Raw genomic sequence first — 20,947 nt, 5'->3', positions numbered from 1 at the left:
GGAATGTGTCATACAGAATCTTACTCCGTATGACACATTCTGGACAAATAATTATGCAGCGTACACAGGGTGCGCGTCGGCCAGCACTTTCACGGCCGCTTTCACGCGCTCGATGGTGGCGGCGTCATGCGGATTGTCCAGCACGTCGGCGATCAGGTTGCCCACTTCTTCCGCTTGCGCTTCCTTGAAACCGCGCGTCGTCATCGCCGGGCTGCCCAGGCGGATGCCCGAGGTGACGAAAGGTTTTTGCGGGTCGTTCGGGATGCCGTTCTTGTTGCAGGTGATGTGCGCGGAACCGAGGATGGCTTCGGCTTCCTTGCCCGTCAGGTTCTTGGCGCGCAGGTCGACCAGCATGACGTGCGATTCGGTGCCGCCGGAAACAATGCGCAGGCCGCGCTTGATCAGGGTTTTCGCCAGCACGTCGGCGTTCTTGATCACTTGCTTCTGGTATTCGACGAATTCAGGGCTCAGCGCTTCCTTGAAGGCGACAGCTTTGCCGGCGATCACGTGCATCAGCGGGCCGCCCTGGATGCCAGGGAAGATGGCCGAGTTGATGGCTTTTTCGTGTTCGGCCTTCATCAGGATGATGCCGCCGCGCGGGCCGCGCAACGATTTGTGCGTGGTCGAAGTGACGAAGTCGGCGAACGGCACCGGGTTCGGGTACAGGCCGGCGGCGATCAGGCCGGCGTAGTGGGCCATGTCGACCATGAAGTAGGCGCCAACTTCCTTGGCGATCTTGCCGAAGCGTTCGAAGTCGATCTTTTTCGAGAACGCCGACGCGCCGGCGATGATCAGTTTTGGCTTGCGTTCGCGGGCCAGGCGTTCCATCGCCTCGTAGTCGATGTCTTCTTCCGCCGTCAAGCCGTAGGAGACGACGTCAAACCATTTGCCGGACATGTTCAGCGGCATGCCGTGGGTCAGGTGGCCGCCTTCGGCCAGCGACATACCCATGATCAGGTCGCCTGGTTTCAACATGGCGAAGAACACGCCCTGGTTCGCCTGCGAACCGGAGTTCGGCTGCACGTTCGCGCATTCGGCGCCGAACAATTGCTTGACACGGTCGATGGCCAGTTGCTCGGCCACGTCGACGTATTCGCAGCCACCGTAGTAGCGCTTGCCTGGATAGCCTTCAGCATATTTATTCGTCAGCTGCGAGCCTTGCGCTTCCATTACGGCTGGCGACGTGTAGTTCTCCGACGCGATCAGTTCGATGTGGTCGTGCTGGCGCGTGTTCTCTTTTTGAATGACGGCGAACAATTCAGGATCGACGTTGGCGAGGTTGTGATCTTTTGCAAACATGTAAAAACTCCAAGTATGAGGGTGCTTGTACTGGCAGGTTGGATCGAATGAGGGGAGCCGGCGTTAAGTGAATAACAACATTGGACAGGCAGCCTCTTCGTGCTTTTCCATAGTGGCTACCCAGGCGAACGGCTGATGAAAAATCTCACGTTTCCCGGTGGATGCCCACCTTTCGCCGGTTTGCCGATCTCCACTCATGGAGATCGCCCGACTTTTCGCCAGTCACGTGAGACGTAATGGAAGCCAAATTGTAAGTTAAGTGCCCAAATTGAGCAAGGAATGCAACCGTGCGGCTATAATCGCCGCGCGCCACCCCAGCCAGGGTGCGGCCACAAGCTGCCCCGGGGCATGGCTGCGGCTTTTAAGCTGGACTTAAACCTGGCCATGGCATGTAAGCGTATGTTACGAAGCTTGCCATTGCACACGCCGGATTTACAATGCTGCGGTGCAACTTATATGCAGCTTTTGCATGGCTTTCCAGCAAGCGCCCACAGTCACAAGAAGAAAAATCGCGTAAAATGTTGCTCAATCTCACTACTGGCGCAATAAACATGCCTTCAGTCTTTACCTGGAACGTACGTGTCTACTATGAAGACACCGACGCCGGCGGCATCGTCTATTACGCTAACTACCTGAAATTCTTCGAACGCGCGCGTACCGAATGGCTGCGCGCCATCGACGTGGGCCAGCAGGAATTGCTGGAGCAGCACGATGCAATGTTCGTTGTCAAAAGCGTCAACGCCGACTATCATGCGCCAGCCAGGCTCGATGACACGGTAAGATTAACCTTAAGTATAGAAAAAATGGGGCGCGCCTCCATCGTTTTCCTGCAACAAGCCTGGTGCGGCGACCGCCTGCTCAACACGGCCCGCGTCAAGATCGGCTGCGTCGATTCGGCACTGCGCCCGCGCGCCGTGCCTGATGCAGTCGCGGCCCGCATGCGCGCCGCCTGAGCCCTACCCGCCACCCCCGGACAATTCACCCAACAGACTGCCAGCCAATGAACGTTACACAAGATCTTTCTTTCCTCGCGCTCATCTCCAATGCCCATTTGATCGTGCAACTGATCATGGCCCTGCTGCTGCTGATTTCCCTGACCAGCTGGACCTACATTTTCCGCAAGATGTTTGCCGTGCGCCAGGCGCGCAAGCAAACCATCGAATTCGAACGCAGCTTCTGGGCCGGCGGCAACCTGCATGCGCTGCACCAGAACGCCAGCGGCAACCGCGACCAGAGCGGCGCGCTGGCCCGCATCTTCGATGCCGGCATGGGCGAATTCATCAAGGGCAAGGCTTCCTACGGTTCGCGTGAAGCGCTGGACGTCGGCGCCGTGCTCGACGGCGCACGCCGCGCCATGCGCGCCGCCTTCCAGCGTGAAATGGACGTGCTCGAATCGCACCTGGCCTTCCTCGCTTCCGTCGGCTCCGTTTCTCCGTACATCGGCCTGCTCGGTACCGTCTGGGGCATCATGAACGCCTTCCGCGGCCTGGCCAACGTGCAGCAAGCCACCCTGGCCGCCGTCGCGCCCGGCATTGCCGAAGCGCTGATCGCCACCGCCATCGGCCTGTTCGCCGCGATTCCCGCCGTCGTCGCCTACAACCGTTTTTCGCATGATATCGACCGCCTGGCGATCCGCTTCGAAAGCTTCGTCGAGGAATTCTCCAACATCTTGCAGCGCCAGTCGCGCTAAGAGGGAGCAGCGTCCATGGGTTCCTCATTCAATAGCGGCGGCATGCGCGGCGGCCGTGGCCGCAAGTTCAAGTCCGAGATCAACGTCGTGCCGTACATCGACGTGATGCTGGTGCTGCTGATCATTTTCATGGTGATGCCGTCGTCGAACAATCCCAGCGTGGTGAACTTGCCCAACGCGGAGAAATCGGCGAAACCGCCCGATGACTATATTCAGATCGTGCTGAAACCGAATGGTTCGCTGTCGATCGGCGTCATCGGCAAAGAACAGCTGTCGCCGGAAACGGAACCGAACCGCGACGCCCTGCTGCGCAAGCTGCGCGGTTTACATGAAAGCAATCCCGATTATCCCGTGATGATCGCGGGCGACAAGGAAAGCAAGTACGACGATGTGATCCAGCTCATTTCGGAAGCGAAAAAGATGGGCATTACCAGAGTCGGCCTGGCCACCAAGTAAACGCAGCACCCTGTTTCCAGACCTGACCGTTTTTAGATAGACTAGACTTTGCAGAACAAACAAATCGACCATGTACTCGGCAAGCCCTACAGCGTGCCGCGCGAACGCAGCCGCTGGCCCTCGCTGGGCCTGGCGCTGGCGATGCACCTTGGGCTGCTGTTTTTCCTGTGGGTGGGCGTACACTGGCAAAATACGGAACCTGTCGCCGTCGAAGCGGAAGTGTGGGACATGAAAGTGCAGACGGCCGCACCGCCACCCGAAGTGGCGACGGAACCGGAGCCGACACCAACGCCGCCGCAACCGCAAGTGGAACAGCCGGCCCCGCCGCCACCGCCGCCCGTGGCCGCGCCCGAGCCGAAGGTCGACCTGCGCGAAGCGGAGATCGCCCTGGAACGCAAGAAGGCCAAGCTGAAAGAAGAAAAAGACAAAGCGGCAGCGGAAGAACGCCGCAAGCAGGAATTGAAGGAACGCGAGGAAGAAAAGCGCGAACTGGAAAAACAGAAGCAGAAAGAAAAAGACAAGGCTGACAAGCTGGAGAAAGAAAAGGCCGACAAGCTGGAGAAAGCCAAGGAAGCCAAAGAGAAAGCGGCGGAAGAAAAAGCCGAGAAAGAACTGGCCGATAAAAAAGCGGCGGCCGAAAAAGCGGCCAAGGCGAAAAAAGCGGCGGAAGAGAAAAAAGCCGCCGACAAGGCGCGTGCTGCGGAAATGAGCCGCATCACGGGTGCGGCGGGCGCCGGCACGACAGGCACGGCCGAGAAATCGACCGCGCCACGCAAGGACAGCGGCTATGTCGCTGCCCTGACGAGCAAGATCAAGAGCAATATCGCGTACAGCGGTAGCACGGACGTGCCGGGCAACCCGCGCGCCGTGTTCAAGATCGAGCAACTGCCAACTGGGGAAATTATTTCGGTCCGAAAGATTAAAAGTAGCGGCCTGCCGGCGTATGACAGCTCGGTGGAAAACGCCATTAATAAATCGTCGCCACTGCCGAAGAAAAAAGACGGCACCGTGGAACGCGAGATTGAACTCATATTCGAGATGAAGGATTTGCCTAAATGATGACCATGAAAAAAATGAGCTATGTCGTGCTCTGCGCCGGCCTGATGCTGGGAGCGTCAAGCGCCCAGGCACAGCTGCGCGTGGAGATTACGGGGATCGGCAGCAACCAGATCCCGGTGGCTGTCGCCAGCTTCGTCAATGAATCGGCCGCGCCGCAATCGCTGTCGGGCATTATCAAGGCCGACCTGGCGCGCAGCGGCGTGTTCAAGCTGATCGACGCCGATGCGCCCGTATCGGAAACGGCGCCCGTCAGCTACGAGCAGTGGAAATCGCGCGGCGCCGACGCGCTGGCGGCCGGCACCGTGCAAAGCATGGCCGATGGCCGCCTGGACGTGCGCTACAAGCTGTTCGACACCATCAAGGGCGCGCAGATTTCCAGCATGAACAATGCGGCCGCGCCGCAGTTCAACCGCCTGCTGGCGCACAAGATCGCCGATGACATCTATGAAAAGCTGACGGGCGTCAAGGGCGCGTTCGCCACGCGCATCGCCTACGTCACGCAATCGGGCCGCGAATACCGCCTGGAAATCGCCGACGCCGATGGCGAAGGCATCCAGGTCGCCCTGCGCTCGAACGAGCCGATCATTTCGCCGTCATGGTCGCCGGACGGCACCAAGGTCGCGTATGTGTCGTTTGAAAAGAAAAAGCCGATCGTCTACGTACAGAATCTGGTGACGCGCCAGCGCACCATCGTTTCGAATGAAAAAGGCAGCAATTCCGCGCCGAGCTGGAGCCCGGACGGCTCGCGCCTGGCCGTGGCCCTGTCGCGCGACGGCCATACCCAGGTCTATACCGTCAATGCCGACGGCAGCGGCTTGCGCCGCGTCAGCACCAGCAGCGGCATCGATACGGAACCCCAATTCTCGGCCGATGGCCAAAGCATTTACTTCACCAGCGATCGCAGCGGCGGACCACAAATCTACCGCATGTCGAGCAGCGGTGGCGAAGCCAAGCGCGTGACGTTTGGCGGCTCCTACAACATCAGCCCGCGGATTTCGTCCGACGGGAAGACACTTGCTTATATTTCCCGTCGCGACGGCAATTTCCAGCTCTACGCGCTCGACCTGGCTAGTGGCCAGGAACTGCGCCTGTCGGACACCGCCAACGACGAATCACCGAGCTTTTCGCCCAACGGGAAATATATCATGTACGCGACCGAATCCGGACGACGCAAGTCGCTGGCAGTGGTATCGGTGGATGGCCGCGTCAAACAGCGTTTGACTACGCAAGCTGGCAATATCAAGGAGCCCACCTGGGGTCCTTTTATGAAGTAAATGCTGTACAGTTTCACCTTTAACCATGACCCGGAGAATAAAAATGAGTAACTTTAAAAGTTTGGCTTTCATCGCCGCTACCGCAGCTCTGCTGTCCGCCTGCAGCACCCCAGTCAAAGTAGCCGAGACCCCAGTGGTTGAGCGCGCTCCTGAAAAAGTCGCAGCTCCAGTTGACACCCGTCAAGTTCAGCCAGTGACGACCGCATCGGTCGATCCACTGGACGATCCAAAAGGCGTGCTGGCTAACCGCAGCATCTACTTCGACTTCGACAAATACGTCGTGCGCGAAGCGGACACCCCAGTTGTGCAAAACCACGCTGGCTACCTGGTGAAAACGCCTAGCCGCAAGATCCTGATCCAAGGTAACACCGATGAACGCGGTGGCGCTGAGTACAACCTGGCCCTGGGCCAGAAACGTGCTGAAGCCGTGCGCAAGTCGATGGCAGCTCTGGGCGTACCAGAAGGCCAAATGGAAGCCGTGTCGCTGGGCAAAGAAAAGCCTAAAGCACAAGGCAGCAACGAAGCAGCATGGGCAGAAAACCGCCGCGCTGACATCGTTTATTGATGTTGACAGGTGAGCGCGGCAGCATTGACGCTTACCTAACTGGCCAGTCATAGGCATAATAATGGGGCGCAGCGCGGTGATTCACCGCCCGGCGCCCCGTTTGCATGTTTGCGTAACCTTAGAAAGCCCGACCCATGATGACATTCTCGAAAGCCGGCGTAGCCGCCGCCTTGATGGCCGCGTTTGCCTACCTGCCCCTGCACGCCAACGCCGCCCTGTTCGATGACGACGAAGCACGCAAGGCCATCCTCGAGCTGCGCGCCAAGGTCGACGCCATGGCGCGTGACCTGAACAGCCGCGTCGACGCCAAGGCGGACAAGACCAGCACCTTGAGCCTGATCAACCAGCACGACCAGACCATGCAAGAGATCGCCCGCCTGCGCGGCCAGATCGAAGTGCTGGGCAACGACCTGGCGAATGTGCAAAAGCGCCAGAAGGATTTCTACACCGATATCGATGCGCGCCTGCGCAAGCTCGAACCGCGCCAGGTCACCATCGATGGCCAGGAAGCGGCCGTGGGCGTATCCGAGCAAAGTTCATACGAATCCGCGTTCGGCCTGTTCAAGTCGGGCGACTACAAGGGCGCCGTCACGGCCCTGGACGGCTTCGTCAAGCGCTATCCGGAATCGGCCTACGCTGCCAACGCGCAATACTGGCTGGGCAACGCCTATTACGCCCAGCGCGACTGCAAGAGCGCCATCACGGCCCAGCAGGCAGTGCTGAAACACTACCCGGACAGTCCGAAGGCGCCCGACGCCATGCTCAACATCGCCAGCTGCTACACGGAGCTGAAAGACAAGCCGAACGCGACCAAGACGCTGAACGCGCTGATCTCGCGCTACCCGGACTCCAGCGCGGCGCAAGCGGCCAAGGAACGGGCCGGTAAAAAGTAAAAGCGGGGAAAAAGTTGCCCGTTAGGTTTGACAGAATCCCGGGCACCCCCTATAATCTTTCTTCTTCGGGTCGTTAGCTCAGCTGGTAGAGCAGCGGACTTTTAATCCGTTGGTCGCAGGTTCGAATCCCGCACGGCCTACCACGAATACGCAGTACTGATCTGCTTGCGAGTTGTTATAGCAAGCATTTTTTACGGCACAGTGTTACCGAAGTTGTTGTAAAAAGTTTTTGGGTCGTTAGCTCAGCTGGTAGAGCAGCGGACTTTTAATCCGTTGGTCGCAGGTTCGAATCCCGCACGGCCTACCAAATACGTCAGAGAAGCCAACCGTTCGCGGTTGGCTTTTTTGTTTTCAGCAGCATCAATTGCACGCGATGCCATCCCTGATACAAATCAAACGCCTTATCACCCGCGCTACGTATCTGTCGGACTGTCGTATAATCAGACCACCATGAACGCCACCTCATCCTCGACCACGTCCGAAGTTGCGACAACGGAAGCCGCCGAAACCTATGACCACTGGTTTCGCGCAAAGGTGCTGACGTCACTCAATGATGATCGCCCCACCGCCTCGCACGAGACAGTCATGGCGCAACTGAGGAAAATCGTCACGCCACAGACTGACGGCTGTCATGCATACACGGCAACTATATCCCTGAGCAACAATACTCTCTGCCATACGGAACACCGCTTTTAACGCGGGATCCCAGCCTTGCGAGTACCAAAGTAAGCCACTACACCCGCCGCGCCCGCAGCCACTCCTTCAGCGCATCATTCATGCGCGTTTGCCATCCATCACCGGTGGCCTTGAACGCGTCGAGAATTTCAGCGTCGAAGCGTATGGTCGTGCTGACCTTGCCGCCGCTACCAGCAGGCCTGCCGCGACGACGCGCCATTTCTTGCTGCGCCTCGGGGCGGGAAACGGGCTTGTCGCCCACTTGCCAGACGCCTTGCTCAAAAAAACCGTCCGTCAATTCAGGCGCATCATCGGGATCAACCCAGGCTTTGCCAGTATTTTGCGCTTTCGCGTTCATTTGCCTTCCTCATGCTGATGATCCTGCGCGCCAGGCCACGCGGCGTCCAGACCAATACAATCAGACGCTCGTCGAGCCAGCCTGCAGTGATGAAGCGGGGTTCTCCATAGTCCTGGCGCTGGTCCGGCAGCGTAATGGTGAGCCCGTCAAACACTTCGTGCGCACGGGCAAAGTCGAGACCACGCTCCCTGAGCGTCTTTTCACGCTTGGCAGCATCAAAAGTGATTCTCATTATTTATTGTAGTAACAAATAATAGAAACAGCCAGCCCTATTTCACGGGCAAGGGCGCCATCGGGACTGCTACATCGCCACCCTTAACGCGACACCAGCGCCGGCCGCCCGGCCAGATGTGCCACCACGCCACCCATCACCCGCCCCAGCGGTACCTCCACCCAGCGGTAAAACGCGGCGCCGGCAGCCAGGCTGGCGCCCCAGGCCGTCAGCATGCCCAGCGCCTGCCACTCCGGCTCGAGCGGGACATAGCTGATAAACAGCGCATTCACCAGCAGGCTGACGGGAAAGTGGACGAGAAACACGGCATACGAGATGCGGCCGAGGGTATTGATGATGTTCCAGGCGGCGCCCTGGGACGGCGTGCGGGCACGGCCGAACAGGAACAGGGCGCAGGCGACGATCAGGGCCAGGGCGATGCGGCTGCGGTAGTCGACGGCCAGGGCCAGCAGGACGGGCACGGCGGCCATGGCCATGAGCACAGTCATGGCACCGGGCTTGCGGGTCGGATCGCTGGCCCACCAGGCCAGCATGCCGAGGCCGTAGCTGCCGAAGAAATACGGCGCCCAGTTGTCCCAGTCCGCGTCGAGATTGAAATACAGCAAAGAAAAAGTGATGCCCAAGGTGACGGCCAGCGGCATCAGCCAGTGCCGGCGCCGATGGCCCGCCACGCGGCCGCCCAGCCACAGCAGCGATACCGTCAGCAGGTAGAGCTGGAAATCGATGGCCACGTACCAGGCGCCGGCGGACAGCGATTCATAGCCCAGCACGCCATGCAGCAGCAAGGCATGGGCGCTCAGCTGGCCCAGGGTGACGGCGGCCGACATGGAGTCGTGCTGCATCCAGATGCCGGCCACCGGCGTAATCACGGCGGCGAGCAAGGTGGCAGCCAGGAAAGGCGGCGCCAGCTTGGCATAGCGGCGCCAGATCGCTTGCAGCGGGGTGGCAATGCCGGGACGGCCGGCGGGAGAGAGCGATTTGGCGACCAGAAAGCCGCCGATGACGAGAAACACTTGCACGGCGATGCGCGCGCTGCCGCCCAGCCAGCCCAGCAACTCGGGCCACAGCGGCTGCACGTAGTCGGACATGGGTCCGTAAAACGCCAGGTGGTGCAACACGATCAATTGCGCCGCGCCCGCCTTCAAACCATTGATCCAGCCAAACTGCGGACGATGTGCCAGGTCCGCCTGTGATACCACTGCTGCTGCCGTCATTCCCTATCCTTGCCGTGCCAGGTAGTGTCGCCAGCCCATCGCGCAACAGGCGCGCGGCTGAGGATTTACCGAAAGGCCGACATCATAGCCGAGCCTGGCAAATGGCGGGGCACGGCAGGCGGCTAGACTGCCTGTCCGCCCGCGTCCGGCGCCTCGGGCGCCACTGGCTGCTGCGCCAGGATGGCGTCGAGCAAGCCGGGAAAACGGCTCTCGATATCGGCGCGGCGCAGGGTGTTCATGTGCGTCGTGCCCGCGTTTTCCGTGTAGACGAGGCCCGCTTCGCGCAAGACCTTGAAATGGTGGGAGACGGTCGACTTCGGCCGCCCGCCGTCGAGGTCGCCGCAGGCGGCCGCGTCCACTCTGGCCAGGTGGCGCACGATGTCGAGGCGAATGGAATCGCTCAAGGCGTACAGCACTCTTTCAAGGACGAATTCGCTGGCGGGAGGATGTTTGTGTGGGCGCATGAGCAGAATCATACAGCATGCGCTATACTAATTCCATTCTTCGAATATTTACGAACTACCGAATCAGCATTTCCATACTTTCCATACACCACCATCAACAAAGGCCACCATGTCCGCCCTCTTCCAGCCCTACACCCTCAAAAACGTCACCCTGCGCAACCGCATTGCCGTGCCGCCCATGTGCCAGTACATGGCCGTCGATGGCGTCGCCAACGACTGGCATCTGTCGCATTACGCGGGCATGGCCCGTGGCGGCGCTGGCCTGGTGATCGTCGAAGCGACGGCCGTAGCGCCGGAAGGCCGCATCACGCCAGGTTGCACGGGCATCTGGAACGATGACCTGGCGCAAGCCTTCGTGCCTGTCGTCAAAGCCATCAAGGCGGCCGGCTCCGTGCCCGGCATACAGATCGCCCACGCGGGCCGCAAGGCCAGCGCCAACCGCCCATGGGAAGGCGACGACCACATTCCTGAAGGCGACGCGCGCGGCTGGCAAACCATCGCCCCGTCCGCCATCGCCTTTGGCGGCGGCCTGCCGAAAGTACCGCGCGCCATGGACCTCGACGATATCGCCCGCGTGAAACAGAACTTCGTCGACGCGGCCGTGCGCGCCCGCGAAGTGGGCTTCGAATGGCTGGAACTGCACTTCGCCCACGGCTACCTGGCGCAAAGCTTCTTTTCCGCCCACTCGAACCAGCGCGACGATATCTATGGCGGCAGCCTGGAAAACCGTAGCCGCTTCCTGCTGGAAACCTTGAAAGCCGTGCGCGCAGTGTGGCCCGAACACCTGCCGTTGACGATCCGCTTTGGCGTGCTGGAATTCGACGGCCGCGACGAGCAAACCCTGCTCGAATCGATCGGCCTCGTGCGCCAGTTCAAGGATGCTGGCATGGATATGATCAGCGTCAGCATAGGTTTTACCATTCCTGACGTATCGATTCCATGGGGTCCGGCCTTCATGGGCCCGATTGCCGAGCGCGTGCGCCGCGAAGCGAGTGTGCCCGTCTCGTCCGCCTGGGGCTTCGGCACGCCAGCCATTGCCGAGCGCGTCGTCAAGGAAGAACAGCTCGACGTGGTGATGGTCGGCAAGGCACACCTGGCCAATCCGCACTGGGCATATTTTGCCGCCAAGGAACTCGGCGTGGAACGCGCCTCGTGGACCCTGCCGGCGCCGTACGCGCACTGGCTCGAGCGCTACTGATCGTCCTTGACCGTTGCCGGATGCCCCTCCAGGGGCAATTCCGGCAGGAACAACAAGAAGACCAGTCCCAATAGCAGCAGCACGGCGCCGGCGCCAAACACGCTGGCGATCGCATGGCGGTACACCTCCACCGTCTGCGTCGTAGCCTGCGAGCCCAGCGCCGAGACGGCTTCCACGCCGTGCTTGTGCAGCTGATGCGCGAGGATGGCGCCGGACGCCGTCACGCCCAGCAAGCCGCCCAGCGAGCGGAAAAAGGCCAGCATGGCCGTGCCCACGCCGCGGCGCGCCAGCGGCAAGGCATTTTGCACGGCAATCGTCATGTTCGGCATCACCAGTCCCAGTCCCGTGCCGAGCAGGAAGATGGCCGGCTCGATGACCCAGTAACCACGCGACGTTTCCATGCCCCAGGCCAGCACGGCAAACGCCAGCAGCGCCACGGCCAATCCCATCACCTGCACCATTTTGTACTTGCCCGAGCGCGACAGCACGCGGCCGTTGAAGATCGACGAGGCCACCAGCCCCACCATCATCGGCACCGTCATCACGCCGGACTCCGCGGGACTCGTGCCCATCACCAGCTGGAAGAACAGGGGAAAGAAGACGCTGGCGCCCATCAGGCCCATGAAGGTCACGGCCATCACCAGGCTGGCGATATTGAAGGTGCGGTTCTCGAACAGGTCGGGCGGCAGCACGGGCTCATCCACCCGCCCCACGTGCACGGCCAGCCAGAGGCCCAGCAGCACGGCGACGCCGCCGCACACCTTGATGGCCAGCGCATCCCACGGCCACTCGGTGCCGCCCAGCGCCAGCACCAGCAGGGCCGCCGTGACGGCGCCCGTCAGCAATGCCGAGCCAAGATAGTCGATCTGGTGTGCATGCGTGCGCACGGGTTTGCGCATGGCGCGCGCGATGATGACAAAGGCAGCCGCGCCAATGGGCAGGTTGACATAAAAAATCCAGTGCCACGACCAGGCATCCGTAATCACGCCGCCCAGCACGGGCCCCAGCACGCTGGTGACGGCATACACGATGGGCACCATGCCTTGGCGCTTGCCCCGTTCGGCCGGCGGCACGATGTCGCCGATGATGATTTGCGCCAGCGGCATGAAGCCGCCCGCACCGAGGCCCTGGATGGCGCGGAAGATGATCAGCTCCGTCATGTTCTGCGCCAGCCCGCACAGCACGGAGCCGAGCAGAAAGGTCAGCAAGGCCGTGAAAATCATGGGACGGCGGCCGTACTGATCGGCCAGCTTGCCGTACAGGGGCATGGTGGCCGTCGAGGCCAGCACGTACGCCGTGACCACCCACGACAGGTGCGCCATGCCGCCCAGGTCATCGACGATGCGCGGCAAGGCCGTGGCGACGATGCTCTGGTCCAGCGCACCGAGTCCCAGCACGGCCATCAGACCCAGGTAGACGGCGCGCACTTCGCGTTCGGTGACGGGCTTGGCCGCGACTTTTTCTGCGCCGGCGGCGTGATCGTGGCCACTCATGCCTGGCCTATCTCAAGCAGCGGCTGCATGGCCGCTTCCAGTGCATCGATCTGCTGCGGCGTCAGACGGGCAATGCGCTGCGCCAGCACATCACGGCGCCGTGCACGCAGGGTTTCGAGTATCGCCAGGCCTTGCGCGGACACCTGCAGCCCCGAGCGGCGCCGGTCTTGCGGATCGGGCGCGCCGCGCTCGACCAGTCCCGCTTCTTCCAGCGACTTGACCTGGGCGCTGACGGTGGGACCGCGCACGTTCTGCAGCCGCGCCAGCGCGGCCACGCCGATGCCGGGCTGCTCGTGAATCAGGGCCAGCAGCATGTATTGCATCATCGACACGCCGCCCTCCAGCTCGCCCCCTTCGCGCTGCATGGAGCGCAGCAAACGTTTGAACGCTGTGCGCAATTCATCGGACAGCGCCAGCGCGCGCTCGGGGATGGGAAGGTCTTCGGTAGTGGGCATGGGAATATATAAGTAGGTAGACTATCTACCTATATTAGTGCACCTCCGAGCGCTGCGCAAGGTTTTTTCCATCCCCGCCCTTCCCAAAACCGCCGCTGGACGTCATAATAGCCGCCCTTGGGTCGTTAGCTCAGCTGGTAGAGCAGCGGACTTTTAATCCGTTGGTCGCAGGTTCGAATCCCGCACGGCCTACCAAGATTCAGTCGTCATCATGTAAGCATGCTGATACGACACAGTGTTACCGCAGTTCAGTTGTAAAAGTTTTTGGGTCGTTAGCTCAGCTGGTAGAGCAGCGGACTTTTAATCCGTTGGTCGCAGGTTCGAATCCCGCACGGCCTACCAAATACTTCAGAGAAGCCAACCGTTCGCGGTTGGCTTTTTTGTTTCTGACCTATTGCGCCTTATCAGAAAAAATCAGAACAGAAAGCAAAGTAAAAAATAAGCAACGTTAGCTGATATACTCCATTTTTTATCTATTCCAACACGTTAAAATATGGACTCGAGCCAACTATACATTCTAAAGAACAAGTCTTTCCAAAGAAACATTTTGAAGATTGGAATGACAAAAAAACAAACCAACTCCCGAGCAAAACAACTGTATTCAGGAGCAACTGGAGTACCAGAACCGTTTGATGTTCTATTTGCATGCAGTGTTGCGGACTGCAGAGCTGCAGAAAGCATAGTGCATCGCCGCCTAGCCGCTTTTCGCGTAAATAATTCCCGAGAATTTTTCCGAATTCCGGCAAAGATAGCGAGACAAATTGTTTTTGAGGTCTGCTCCAATTTAAACACTGAACGTCAGCATGACCGACCCATTATTTCGGTTGATCTGATAACAACACAAGAACCAGAACCTCCAATAAATGACCAATATCAGGAAAAGTACGGTGAAATTTTTTCAATCCCTCATGAAGAAATAGTACAGCTACCTATTGGCACCACCATTTTAAGCAAAACTCAAAAAGAAAGAATATCTATCGTCAGCCACATTCTGCATGAAGTCTTTCCAGAATGTGAGGAAGGATGGCATGAGTCCTTCTCTCGCGACAAGAAACCTGAACCAGAAATACGAATCTGGGAACATATTGCAAAAGCTTTTCTTAAAATAGATGAAATCGATTATTTAAACACCAGCGAAAAAGAAGAAGCCTATGATCTTCTGTTCGCTAGATCCTTAAGTCCAACCAAAATTGTTTTACAACAACACACACTCCGTTACTTCACAAAAGAAGCTGCCATGAAAATTATGGCTGGTTATGAATTATCGCCAAAACCCATTACGGTATCAAGGGTGCCCCCTGAAACTTGGATCACTAACACACCAACCTTAAAACCAATCACATCAGCGATATCAAAAATACTCGCATCGCAGCGAAAGAGAACCTAGCACGCCAGTACAGAAAGCGCCTTACAAATTCAGAGTGCAACAACTATTCCTGAAAAATTCCGCAATGAGACAGAGAATCTTACTCAACGCACACTACCAATAAAAAATGGATCGGGTCAAGTCCGGCATTCGTACACGATTTCAGCCTTGGCCGTCTCTATCTGCAGCAAGTGGCGCTGTATCAAACACCGATATTGCTCGATTCACTGCCATGCCCTTCCCCATACCTCCCCGGCGTCATCCCCATCACCCGCTTGAACATGGCAATGAAAGCGCTGACGTTGTCATAGCCCAGGTCCAGCGCAATCATCGTGACGGGCTGGCCGGTGGCCAATAGCTCCAGGGCGCGCAGGATGCGAGCGCGTTGGCGCCAGGCGGATGGTGTAAAGCCTGTCTCGGCCGTGAAACGGCGCGTCAGGGTGCGCGGCGACACGCCGGCCCAGGCGGCCAGCGTTTCCACGCCCCGCTCGTCGGCCAGGTCATCGAGGATGGCGCGCGCCACGCGCAGCAGGCGCGGGTCCGTGGGCAGGGGCAAGCCGAAGGGCTCGTGCGGCGCGGCGGCGATTTCGTCGAGTATCACGGCCGCGACCCGCTCCTGCCGCGCGTCGAGCGGACCATCGTCCCAGGCGCTGGCGCGGCCCACCGCTTCGCGCAGCAGGCCCGAGACGCGCATCACGCACGGCGCGGCGGGCAAGTCGGCGCAACTGGTTTCGTCCACATACACGCTCCAGCCCGCAAACGGGCCATGCGAACGCAACGCATGGACGTGATGGGGCGGCATCCACACGCAGTGGCTGGCCGGCACCACCCATTGCCCGCTGTCGGCGGCAACGGAGAGCAAGCCCCGCATGGCGCCGAACAGCTGGCCGCTGGCGTGGCGGTGCGCCGCCGTCACCCGCTGCTGCGGCTGGGAAATATGCATGGCGCGCAGCGGCAGCGATGGCGACAAGATTGGCGGATTTGACGTATTGAATGACATAAACAACGCAGGCAAGACAATCTTGCCATCATACAGTGAAGTCTTTCCAACATTCAAGAGTTCACCATGCGCGCAGAAGACGTATTGCCGGATCAACAAAACCAGGGCCAGTTCAATGGCGTGACCGTACGCAAGGGCACGGTGGGCGCCTTCCTGGCCAATGCCCGGCTATGGCTGGACGAGTCCAGCGGCATCGACGAAAAGGCCGTCGCCGAGCGCGACATTGTTGACGCCTTGCCCGCTCTGCACGCGCTGGGACTGTTCGATATCGTGCAAGTGCGCGATGCGGCGCTGCGCGAACTGGTGGCCGCCCCCACAGCGCGAGCGGACTGACTCGTCCCCGGCGCGCATTTCCTCTATCATGCTGCTTTGCCCGCCTTCGCACCCGCCATGCCGTTTACCATTGCCACTCCCGTCCACAGCGAACTGATCATCAAGAAAAGCCGTTTCATCGGTTGCGTGCAGCCAATGACGGACCGCGCCAGCGCGCAGCAGGTGGTCAATGACTTGAAGGCGCAGCATCCGGGAGCCTGCCATGTGTGCTGGGCGCTGCTGGCGGGCGGGCAGTCGGCGGCCGTCGATGATGGCGAACCGAGCGGCACCGCCGGGCGGCCCATGCTCGACGTGCTGCGCCACCAGGACCTGGAAGGCGTGCTGGCGACCGTCGTGCGTTACTTTGGCGGGATCAAGCTGGGTGCGGGCGGCCTGGTGCGCGCCTACACGGATAGCGTGGCGCAGGCACTGCTGCAGGCGGAAAAGACGGCCATCGTGCGCCAGCGAACCCTGCGCTGCACAGTGCCGTATGCGATGGAAGGCATGCTGCGCCGCGAACTCGATGGCGCCGGCGCCACCTTGCTGAACGTGGAGCACGGCGAGCATGTGCTGTTCGACTTCAGCCTGGCGGAAGCAGCGGCCACCGCCCTGCTCGCCCATCTGCATGAAGCGGGCAATGGGCGGATAGCCTGGCTGAAAGTGGAAGCCGAAGAGGCAGAATAAAACTTACAAATTGGGCGGGCGTTTGAGCTGCAGCAAGATGAAATGCGTCCACGCCAGCGCCGGCAGCACCATCAACAACAGCATCAGTCCGGCCGGCATGTCCGGCACGAAACGCACGAAGCAGCCGAGGAAACCGGCGATGGCCAGCCAGAAACGCCAGTTGAACGCATACGCCTTGCGTGCCACGGTCGCCAGCGCGATACGCCAGAATTCCAGCAAGGCCCACACGCCGCCCGTCAGCAGCAGCGCGGCCAGCGCATTGGCGCCGGGGGCGTCGGCCCAGGTGCGCACCAGGTTGTACAACAGCACAGGATAGCCGGCCGTGATGGCCAGGGTGGCCGGGCCGGCGGCGATGACAGCTTCAAACAGCTGCCCTTTGGAACGATGATCCACTGATACCCCTCAAGCCACGACGCCGGAATGGGCGGCGACCACTTGCAGCGCGCCCGCCCCATCCTGCGCCCAGACGCGCGTAAAACGGAAGTCGCCATGCGTTTCAACGTCGTGATAGCTGCCCGTCAGCTGCATGCGCACGGAGACGACGGCCACGTTGCCGCTGATGCGCACATGGCGCTCGGACGCGCGCAGATCCGTGATGGCCAGCAGGCGCTGCTCGTGCGCGGCCAGGTCCGCATGCTTGCTCAGCAAGTGGCCCAGGTGATTGGTAAACAACAAGTCGTCGGCCAGCAAGACATTCAACGCGGCCACGTCGGAGGCCATCATGGCCAGGCGCAAGCGCTCTTCCGCATCGAGCACTTGTACTTCAGTTAATGCATTCATCTTCTTCCTATCAAATAGTCTGGCGCATATTAGCAAACGGGAAAAGCATGCTTGCACGAAATAGCTAAATTCACAATCAGCCACAAGGCTTATACCTGTGAAGCATATTTATATAGCGTAATATTCGCAGCGGTATTGCGCAAAACGCCACCATAGTACTGTACAGTGCTTGCCCTTCCGCCCCGGGCTGGGGCAGCTGTCAGTTGTAGTACAGTTTATGTGCTCCGTGCAGTCTCGAATAAAACCAAGATAAGGCCCCTTCATGGCAATTAACATCATCCTGAACCTGCTCGTTGCGTTGCTCGTCTTCGCCTTCATGTTCCACCAGCAACGCAAACACGCGACGTTTACCGTGCGCGTCTTCACGGGCCTGGGCCTGGGCGTGCTGCTCGGCGCGGCCGTGCAGTGGCTGTATGGCGCCGGCTCGCCCATCATTGCGGGCACCAATGAATACATCGACATCGTCGGCAGCGGCTACGTCAAACTGCTGCAGATGATCATCATGCCGCTGATCATGGTTTCCATCATCTCCGCCATCCTGAAACTCAAGGACGCAAGTTCGCTGGGCAAGATCAGCGCGCTGACCATCGGCACCCTGCTCATCACCACGACCGTCGCCGCCGCGCTGGGCATCCTGATGGCCAAGCTGTTCGGCCTGACGGCTGTCGGCCTGACCTCGAGCGCCGCCGAAGTGGCGCGCGGCGTGCAGCTGCAAGGCTCGCTGGAAACGGCGAAAGCCCTGTCCCTGCCGAAACTGCTGGTCAGCTTCGTGCCGACCAACCCCTTCCTCGACATGACGGGCGCGCGCAAGACGTCGACCATCGCCGTGGTGGTGTTCTCCATCTTCATCGGCATCTCGGCCACCGGCATCGCCGCGAAAAAGCCGGAAATCTTCGCCTCGTTCGAGAACTTCATGAAAGTGGCGCACGCCATCGTCATGCGCATGGTCACCCTGGTGCTGCGCCTGACCCCGTACGGCGTGTTCGCGCTGATGTTTGAAGTGGTCGCTTCGTCCAGCTACACGGACATTTTAAAATTGATCAACTTCGTCGTCGCTTCGTACAGCGCGCTGATATTGATGTTCCTCGTGCATCTGGCCATCATCGCCGGCGTGGGCCTGAACCCGCTGCGCTTCGTGAAAAAAGTCTTCCCCGTGCTGGCCTTCGCGTTCACGTCGCGCACGAGCGCCGGTTCGATCCCGATGAGCGTGCAGACGCAAACCCAGCGCCTGGGCACGCCGGAAGGCATCGCCAACTTCGCCGCCTCGTTCGGCTCGACCATCGGCCAGAACGGCTGCGCCGGCATCTATCCGGCCATGCTGGCCGTCATGATCGCCCCGACCGTCGGCGTCGACCCGTTCACGATCAGCTTCCTGCTGCCCTTGCTGGCCATCATCACCATCGGTTCCGTCGGCGTGGCCGGCGTAGGCGGCGGCGCCACGTTTGCCGCCCTGATCGTGCTGTCGGCGATGGACTTGCCCGTCGCGCTGGCCGGCTTGCTGATTTCCGTCGAACCGCTGATCGACATGGGCCGCACGGCCCTGAACGTGAGCGGCTCGATCACGGCCGGTACCGTCACCAGCCGGGTCATGGGACAGACCGACCTGGCCGTCTACAACAGCGACGATGCGCCGGACCTGGACGAAGCGGAACACGCCGCCTAAGAACGTATCCAGCGGCGCGCCGCGCCTTGCCGCTTTCCTCTATATTTATCAACAATAAATGCAGAGGAAGGCGCAAGGCAATGGAACAGAAATGGCCGCAGCAAATCTGGATCGTGCGTCACGGCCAAAGTGCCGGCAACGTGGCGCGCGATGCCGCCGAAGCGGAAAAGCAGTTGTTGATCGCTATCGCCGAGCGCGATGTCGATGTCCCCCTCTCCGAACTGGGCACGCTCCAGGCGCAAGCCCTCGGCGACTGGTTCGCCACCTTCCCCCCTGAACAACACCCGACCGTCGTGCTGTATTCGCCGTACGTGCGGGCGCAGCAGACGGCGCAAGCCGTGCTGGCGCGCATCAATGCGGACAGCTTGAACTCCGTGGTGGCCGACGAGCGCCTGCGCGAAAAGGAATTCGGCATCCTCGACCGGCTGACCGTGCACGGCATCGCCAGCAAATACCCGGAATTGCACGAGCAGCGCCAGCACGTGGGCAAGTTTTATTTCCGTCCACCAGGCGGCGAAAGCTGGTGCGACGTCATCCTGCGCCTGCGCAGCGTGCTCGACACCATCACCCGCGAATACCGGGGCGAACGGGTGCTGATCGTGGGCCACCAGGTCATCGTCAATTGCTTCCGCTATCTGCTGGAACGCTGCGACGAGCAAGCCATCCTGGCCATCGACAAGGCGGCCGACGTGCCCAACTGCGGCGTCACCTCGTACGCCTTCAAACCCGCCCTGGGCAAGCACGGCAAGCTGCAGTTGGACCTGTGCAACTTCGTCGCGCCTTTGGTCGAATCGGGCACACCCGTCACGGCCCAGCCCGACATGCCGGCCGCGCCCAAATCCTAGTTTTTTCGGAGGCTATGCATGGACACCACCGACATCACCGCTTCCCTGCTGCGTTCCTGGCCCCTGCCCATGCCTCAGCCCGATGGCGACAAGGAAGTGCGCGGCCATTTGCTGATCGTCGCCGGCTCGACGGAAATGCCGGGCGCCATCCTGCTGGCAGCCACGGCCGCCCTGCGCGCGGGCGCGGGCAAGCTGACCCTGGCGACGGGCGCATCGGTGGCGGCGCAAGTGGCCGTCGCCATGCCCGAAGCGCGGGTCATCGGCCTGGACGAAACGGCGCTGGGCGGCTTCCGCCATGAAGCGCAACATCAGCTGGCGCCGCTGGCCGGCAAGGTGGACGCCGTGCTCGTCGGGCCAGGCATGTGCGACACGGCCGCCAGCTGCGAACTGATGCGCCATCTGCTGCCTCTGTTTGCCAGCAGCCGCCTGATCCTTGACGCCTGCGCCATGCAGGTCGTGCGCAAGCCCCCGCACTTCCGCTTCGAGCAGCCCGTGCTGCTGACGCCGCATGCGGGTGAACTGGCCCAGTTGATGGGCCTGTCGAAAGACGCCGTGCTGGCCGACCCGCATGCCTGCGCCATGGACGCGGCGCGGCGCTGGAACGCCGTCGTCGCCCTGAAAGGCGCGCTGACCGTCCTCGCCATGCCCGATGGCACCAGCTGGACACATGCGGGCGGCAACATCGGCCTGGCCATTTCCGGTTCCGGCGACACCCTGGCCGGCATCATCACGGGCCTGGCCGCGCGCGGCGCGCCGTTGGAACAAGCTTGCGCCTGGGGCATCGCCCTGCATGCGCTGGCGGGCGAACAGCTGGCCCTGCGCTTCGGCATCCTCGGCTATCTGGCACGCGAAATTCCGGCCGAGATTCCCGCCCTGCTGCGCAATCTGGCGGCATAAAAACAACAGCATAAGCATATCCAGAAAGAATCGTTAGCGCCGGCGCGTGCCTCCCTTAAGCTCATTGCAACTGTT

The 20,947-nt window shown here is 60.6% G+C and carries 25 protein-coding genes, 4 tRNA genes and 1 riboswitch; of the genes, 19 read left to right on the top strand and 10 right to left on the bottom strand.

The window, feature by feature from the left end; all coding sequences use genetic code 11:
• Positions 1 to 51: 51 nt before the first annotated feature.
• Positions 52 to 1,299 (bottom strand): serine hydroxymethyltransferase, encoded by a 1,248-nt coding sequence (gene glyA / locus P9875_RS09410; protein ID WP_035826086.1) that lies wholly within the window; start codon positions 1,297 to 1,299, stop codon positions 52 to 54.
• 111 nt (positions 1,300 to 1,410) lie between these two features.
• Positions 1,411 to 1,535, bottom strand: a riboswitch (ZMP/ZTP riboswitch).
• 315 nt (positions 1,536 to 1,850) lie between these two features.
• Between glyA and ybgC the strand changes: the two genes are divergently transcribed.
• The 10 genes from ybgC (at position 1,851) to P9875_RS09360 (ending at position 7,932) form a co-directional block, all read left to right on the top strand.
• Positions 1,851 to 2,252 (top strand): tol-pal system-associated acyl-CoA thioesterase, encoded by a 402-nt coding sequence (ybgC, locus tag P9875_RS09405; RefSeq protein WP_046682324.1) that lies wholly within the window; start codon positions 1,851 to 1,853, stop codon positions 2,250 to 2,252.
• Positions 2,253 to 2,299: 47 nt separating this feature from the next.
• Positions 2,300 to 2,989 (top strand): protein TolQ, encoded by a 690-nt coding sequence (tolQ, locus tag P9875_RS09400; protein WP_034759183.1) that lies wholly within the window; start codon positions 2,300 to 2,302, stop codon positions 2,987 to 2,989.
• Positions 2,990 to 3,004: 15 nt separating this feature from the next.
• Positions 3,005 to 3,445 carry an ExbD/TolR family protein gene (locus P9875_RS09395; RefSeq protein ID WP_223278896.1) on the top strand — a complete coding sequence of 147 codons (441 nt, stop codon included), beginning with the start codon at positions 3,005 to 3,007 and terminating at the stop codon, positions 3,443 to 3,445.
• Between the two features lie 48 nt (positions 3,446 to 3,493).
• Positions 3,494 to 4,504, top strand: a complete 1,011-nt coding sequence (gene tolA, locus P9875_RS09390; RefSeq protein ID WP_225243579.1) for a cell envelope integrity protein TolA — start codon at positions 3,494 to 3,496, stop codon at positions 4,502 to 4,504.
• Between the two features lie 5 nt (positions 4,505 to 4,509).
• On the top strand, positions 4,510 to 5,778 hold the full coding sequence (gene tolB, locus P9875_RS09385) for a Tol-Pal system beta propeller repeat protein TolB (RefSeq protein WP_423221848.1): 1,269 nt from the start codon (positions 4,510 to 4,512) through the stop codon (positions 5,776 to 5,778).
• Positions 5,779 to 5,821: 43 nt separating this feature from the next.
• Positions 5,822 to 6,343 carry a peptidoglycan-associated lipoprotein Pal gene (gene pal, locus P9875_RS09380; RefSeq protein WP_046682322.1) on the top strand — a complete coding sequence of 174 codons (522 nt, stop codon included), beginning with the start codon at positions 5,822 to 5,824 and terminating at the stop codon, positions 6,341 to 6,343.
• 134 nt (positions 6,344 to 6,477) lie between these two features.
• On the top strand, positions 6,478 to 7,236 hold the full coding sequence (ybgF, locus tag P9875_RS09375) for a tol-pal system protein YbgF (RefSeq protein WP_278318205.1): 759 nt from the start codon (positions 6,478 to 6,480) through the stop codon (positions 7,234 to 7,236).
• Positions 7,237 to 7,303: 67 nt separating this feature from the next.
• Positions 7,304 to 7,379: transfer RNA gene (locus P9875_RS09370), tRNA-Lys, on the top strand.
• Between the two features lie 88 nt (positions 7,380 to 7,467).
• Positions 7,468 to 7,543: transfer RNA gene (locus P9875_RS09365), tRNA-Lys, on the top strand.
• Between the two features lie 143 nt (positions 7,544 to 7,686).
• Complete coding sequence (locus tag P9875_RS09360) at positions 7,687 to 7,932, top strand: stability determinant (protein WP_278318204.1); 246 nt, start codon at positions 7,687 to 7,689, stop codon at positions 7,930 to 7,932.
• 37 nt (positions 7,933 to 7,969) lie between these two features.
• Here P9875_RS09360 and P9875_RS09355 read toward each other — a convergent pair whose 3' ends face one another.
• From P9875_RS09355 to P9875_RS09340, 4 genes are all read right to left on the bottom strand, one after another.
• The gene (locus P9875_RS09355; RefSeq protein WP_278318203.1) at positions 7,970 to 8,269 is read right to left on the bottom strand and encodes a BrnA antitoxin family protein; all 300 of its coding nucleotides are present in this window, start codon (positions 8,267 to 8,269) and stop codon (positions 7,970 to 7,972) included.
• On the bottom strand, positions 8,229 to 8,501 hold the full coding sequence (locus P9875_RS09350) for a BrnT family toxin (RefSeq protein ID WP_278318202.1): 273 nt from the start codon (positions 8,499 to 8,501) through the stop codon (positions 8,229 to 8,231). Before P9875_RS09350 ends, P9875_RS09355 begins: the two co-directional genes overlap by 41 nt.
• A gap of 83 nt (positions 8,502 to 8,584) precedes the next feature.
• A complete protein-coding gene (locus P9875_RS09345) occupies positions 8,585 to 9,715 on the bottom strand; it encodes an acyltransferase family protein (protein WP_278318201.1) in 1,131 nt (376 codons plus the stop codon).
• A gap of 122 nt (positions 9,716 to 9,837) precedes the next feature.
• Positions 9,838 to 10,179 carry an ArsR/SmtB family transcription factor gene (locus P9875_RS09340; RefSeq protein ID WP_176389310.1) on the bottom strand — a complete coding sequence of 114 codons (342 nt, stop codon included), beginning with the start codon at positions 10,177 to 10,179 and terminating at the stop codon, positions 9,838 to 9,840.
• A 109-nt stretch (positions 10,180 to 10,288) separates the two neighbouring features.
• Between P9875_RS09340 and P9875_RS09335 the strand changes: the two genes are divergently transcribed.
• Positions 10,289 to 11,377, top strand: coding sequence for an NADH:flavin oxidoreductase/NADH oxidase (locus tag P9875_RS09335; protein WP_278318200.1), 1,089 nt, complete (start codon positions 10,289 to 10,291; stop codon positions 11,375 to 11,377).
• Here the strand turns inward: P9875_RS09335 and P9875_RS09330 are convergent.
• Together P9875_RS09330 and P9875_RS09325 are read right to left on the bottom strand one after the other, a co-directional pair.
• The gene (locus tag P9875_RS09330) at positions 11,371 to 12,870 is read right to left on the bottom strand and encodes an MDR family MFS transporter (protein WP_278318199.1); all 1,500 of its coding nucleotides are present in this window, start codon (positions 12,868 to 12,870) and stop codon (positions 11,371 to 11,373) included. The two genes, P9875_RS09335 and P9875_RS09330, sit on opposite strands and share 7 nt — an antisense overlap.
• Positions 12,867 to 13,325 carry a MarR family winged helix-turn-helix transcriptional regulator gene (locus P9875_RS09325; protein ID WP_278318198.1) on the bottom strand — a complete coding sequence of 153 codons (459 nt, stop codon included), beginning with the start codon at positions 13,323 to 13,325 and terminating at the stop codon, positions 12,867 to 12,869. The genes P9875_RS09330 and P9875_RS09325 overlap by 4 nt, the downstream gene beginning before the upstream one ends.
• A gap of 119 nt (positions 13,326 to 13,444) precedes the next feature.
• On the opposite strand from P9875_RS09325, the gene P9875_RS09320 reads away from it, so the two are divergent.
• From P9875_RS09320 to P9875_RS09310, 3 genes are all read left to right on the top strand, one after another.
• Positions 13,445 to 13,520: transfer RNA gene (locus tag P9875_RS09320), tRNA-Lys, on the top strand.
• A gap of 71 nt (positions 13,521 to 13,591) precedes the next feature.
• Positions 13,592 to 13,667 (top strand) — tRNA-Lys (locus P9875_RS09315).
• Between the two features lie 217 nt (positions 13,668 to 13,884).
• Complete coding sequence (locus P9875_RS09310; RefSeq protein ID WP_423221826.1) at positions 13,885 to 14,712, top strand: GIY-YIG nuclease family protein; 828 nt, start codon at positions 13,885 to 13,887, stop codon at positions 14,710 to 14,712.
• A gap of 181 nt (positions 14,713 to 14,893) precedes the next feature.
• On the opposite strand, the gene P9875_RS09305 is transcribed toward P9875_RS09310, so the two are convergent.
• On the bottom strand, positions 14,894 to 15,664 hold the full coding sequence (locus P9875_RS09305) for an AraC family transcriptional regulator (protein ID WP_423221847.1): 771 nt from the start codon (positions 15,662 to 15,664) through the stop codon (positions 14,894 to 14,896).
• A gap of 93 nt (positions 15,665 to 15,757) precedes the next feature.
• On the opposite strand from P9875_RS09305, the gene P9875_RS09300 reads away from it, so the two are divergent.
• Together P9875_RS09300 and P9875_RS09295 are read left to right on the top strand one after the other, a co-directional pair.
• Positions 15,758 to 16,024, top strand: coding sequence for a hypothetical protein (locus P9875_RS09300; RefSeq protein WP_035826065.1), 267 nt, complete (start codon positions 15,758 to 15,760; stop codon positions 16,022 to 16,024).
• Positions 16,025 to 16,081: 57 nt separating this feature from the next.
• The gene (locus tag P9875_RS09295; protein ID WP_278318196.1) at positions 16,082 to 16,687 is read left to right on the top strand and encodes an IMPACT family protein; all 606 of its coding nucleotides are present in this window, start codon (positions 16,082 to 16,084) and stop codon (positions 16,685 to 16,687) included.
• Positions 16,688 to 16,690: 3 nt separating this feature from the next.
• On the opposite strand, the gene P9875_RS09290 is transcribed toward P9875_RS09295, so the two are convergent.
• Both P9875_RS09290 and P9875_RS09285 read right to left on the bottom strand, forming a co-directional pair.
• Positions 16,691 to 17,080: a hypothetical protein gene (locus P9875_RS09290; protein WP_139090857.1), complete on the bottom strand. Its 390-nt coding sequence runs from the start codon at positions 17,078 to 17,080 to the stop codon at positions 16,691 to 16,693.
• 9 nt (positions 17,081 to 17,089) lie between these two features.
• Positions 17,090 to 17,467: a nuclear transport factor 2 family protein gene (locus tag P9875_RS09285; RefSeq protein WP_278318195.1), complete on the bottom strand. Its 378-nt coding sequence runs from the start codon at positions 17,465 to 17,467 to the stop codon at positions 17,090 to 17,092.
• A 262-nt stretch (positions 17,468 to 17,729) separates the two neighbouring features.
• Here P9875_RS09285 and P9875_RS09280 point away from each other — a divergent pair, with 262 nt between their 5' ends.
• The 3 genes from P9875_RS09280 to P9875_RS09270 all read left to right on the top strand — a co-directional run bounded on the left by P9875_RS09280 (position 17,730) and on the right by P9875_RS09270 (position 20,872).
• Positions 17,730 to 19,130 carry an L-cystine transporter gene (locus tag P9875_RS09280; protein WP_077401256.1) on the top strand — a complete coding sequence of 467 codons (1,401 nt, stop codon included), beginning with the start codon at positions 17,730 to 17,732 and terminating at the stop codon, positions 19,128 to 19,130.
• 80 nt (positions 19,131 to 19,210) lie between these two features.
• The gene (locus P9875_RS09275; RefSeq protein WP_278318194.1) at positions 19,211 to 19,975 is read left to right on the top strand and encodes a histidine phosphatase family protein; all 765 of its coding nucleotides are present in this window, start codon (positions 19,211 to 19,213) and stop codon (positions 19,973 to 19,975) included.
• Between the two features lie 18 nt (positions 19,976 to 19,993).
• Positions 19,994 to 20,872: an NAD(P)H-hydrate dehydratase gene (locus P9875_RS09270; RefSeq protein WP_278318193.1), complete on the top strand. Its 879-nt coding sequence runs from the start codon at positions 19,994 to 19,996 to the stop codon at positions 20,870 to 20,872.
• Positions 20,873 to 20,947: the final 75 nt, after the last annotated feature.

The organism is Janthinobacterium rivuli (genome assembly GCF_029690045.1).
Classification (GTDB): Bacteria; Pseudomonadota; Gammaproteobacteria; order Burkholderiales; family Burkholderiaceae_D; genus Janthinobacterium; species Janthinobacterium rivuli.
The sequence above is the reverse complement of the archived record's forward strand: the minus strand, read 5'-3'. Positions and strand labels throughout refer to the sequence as shown.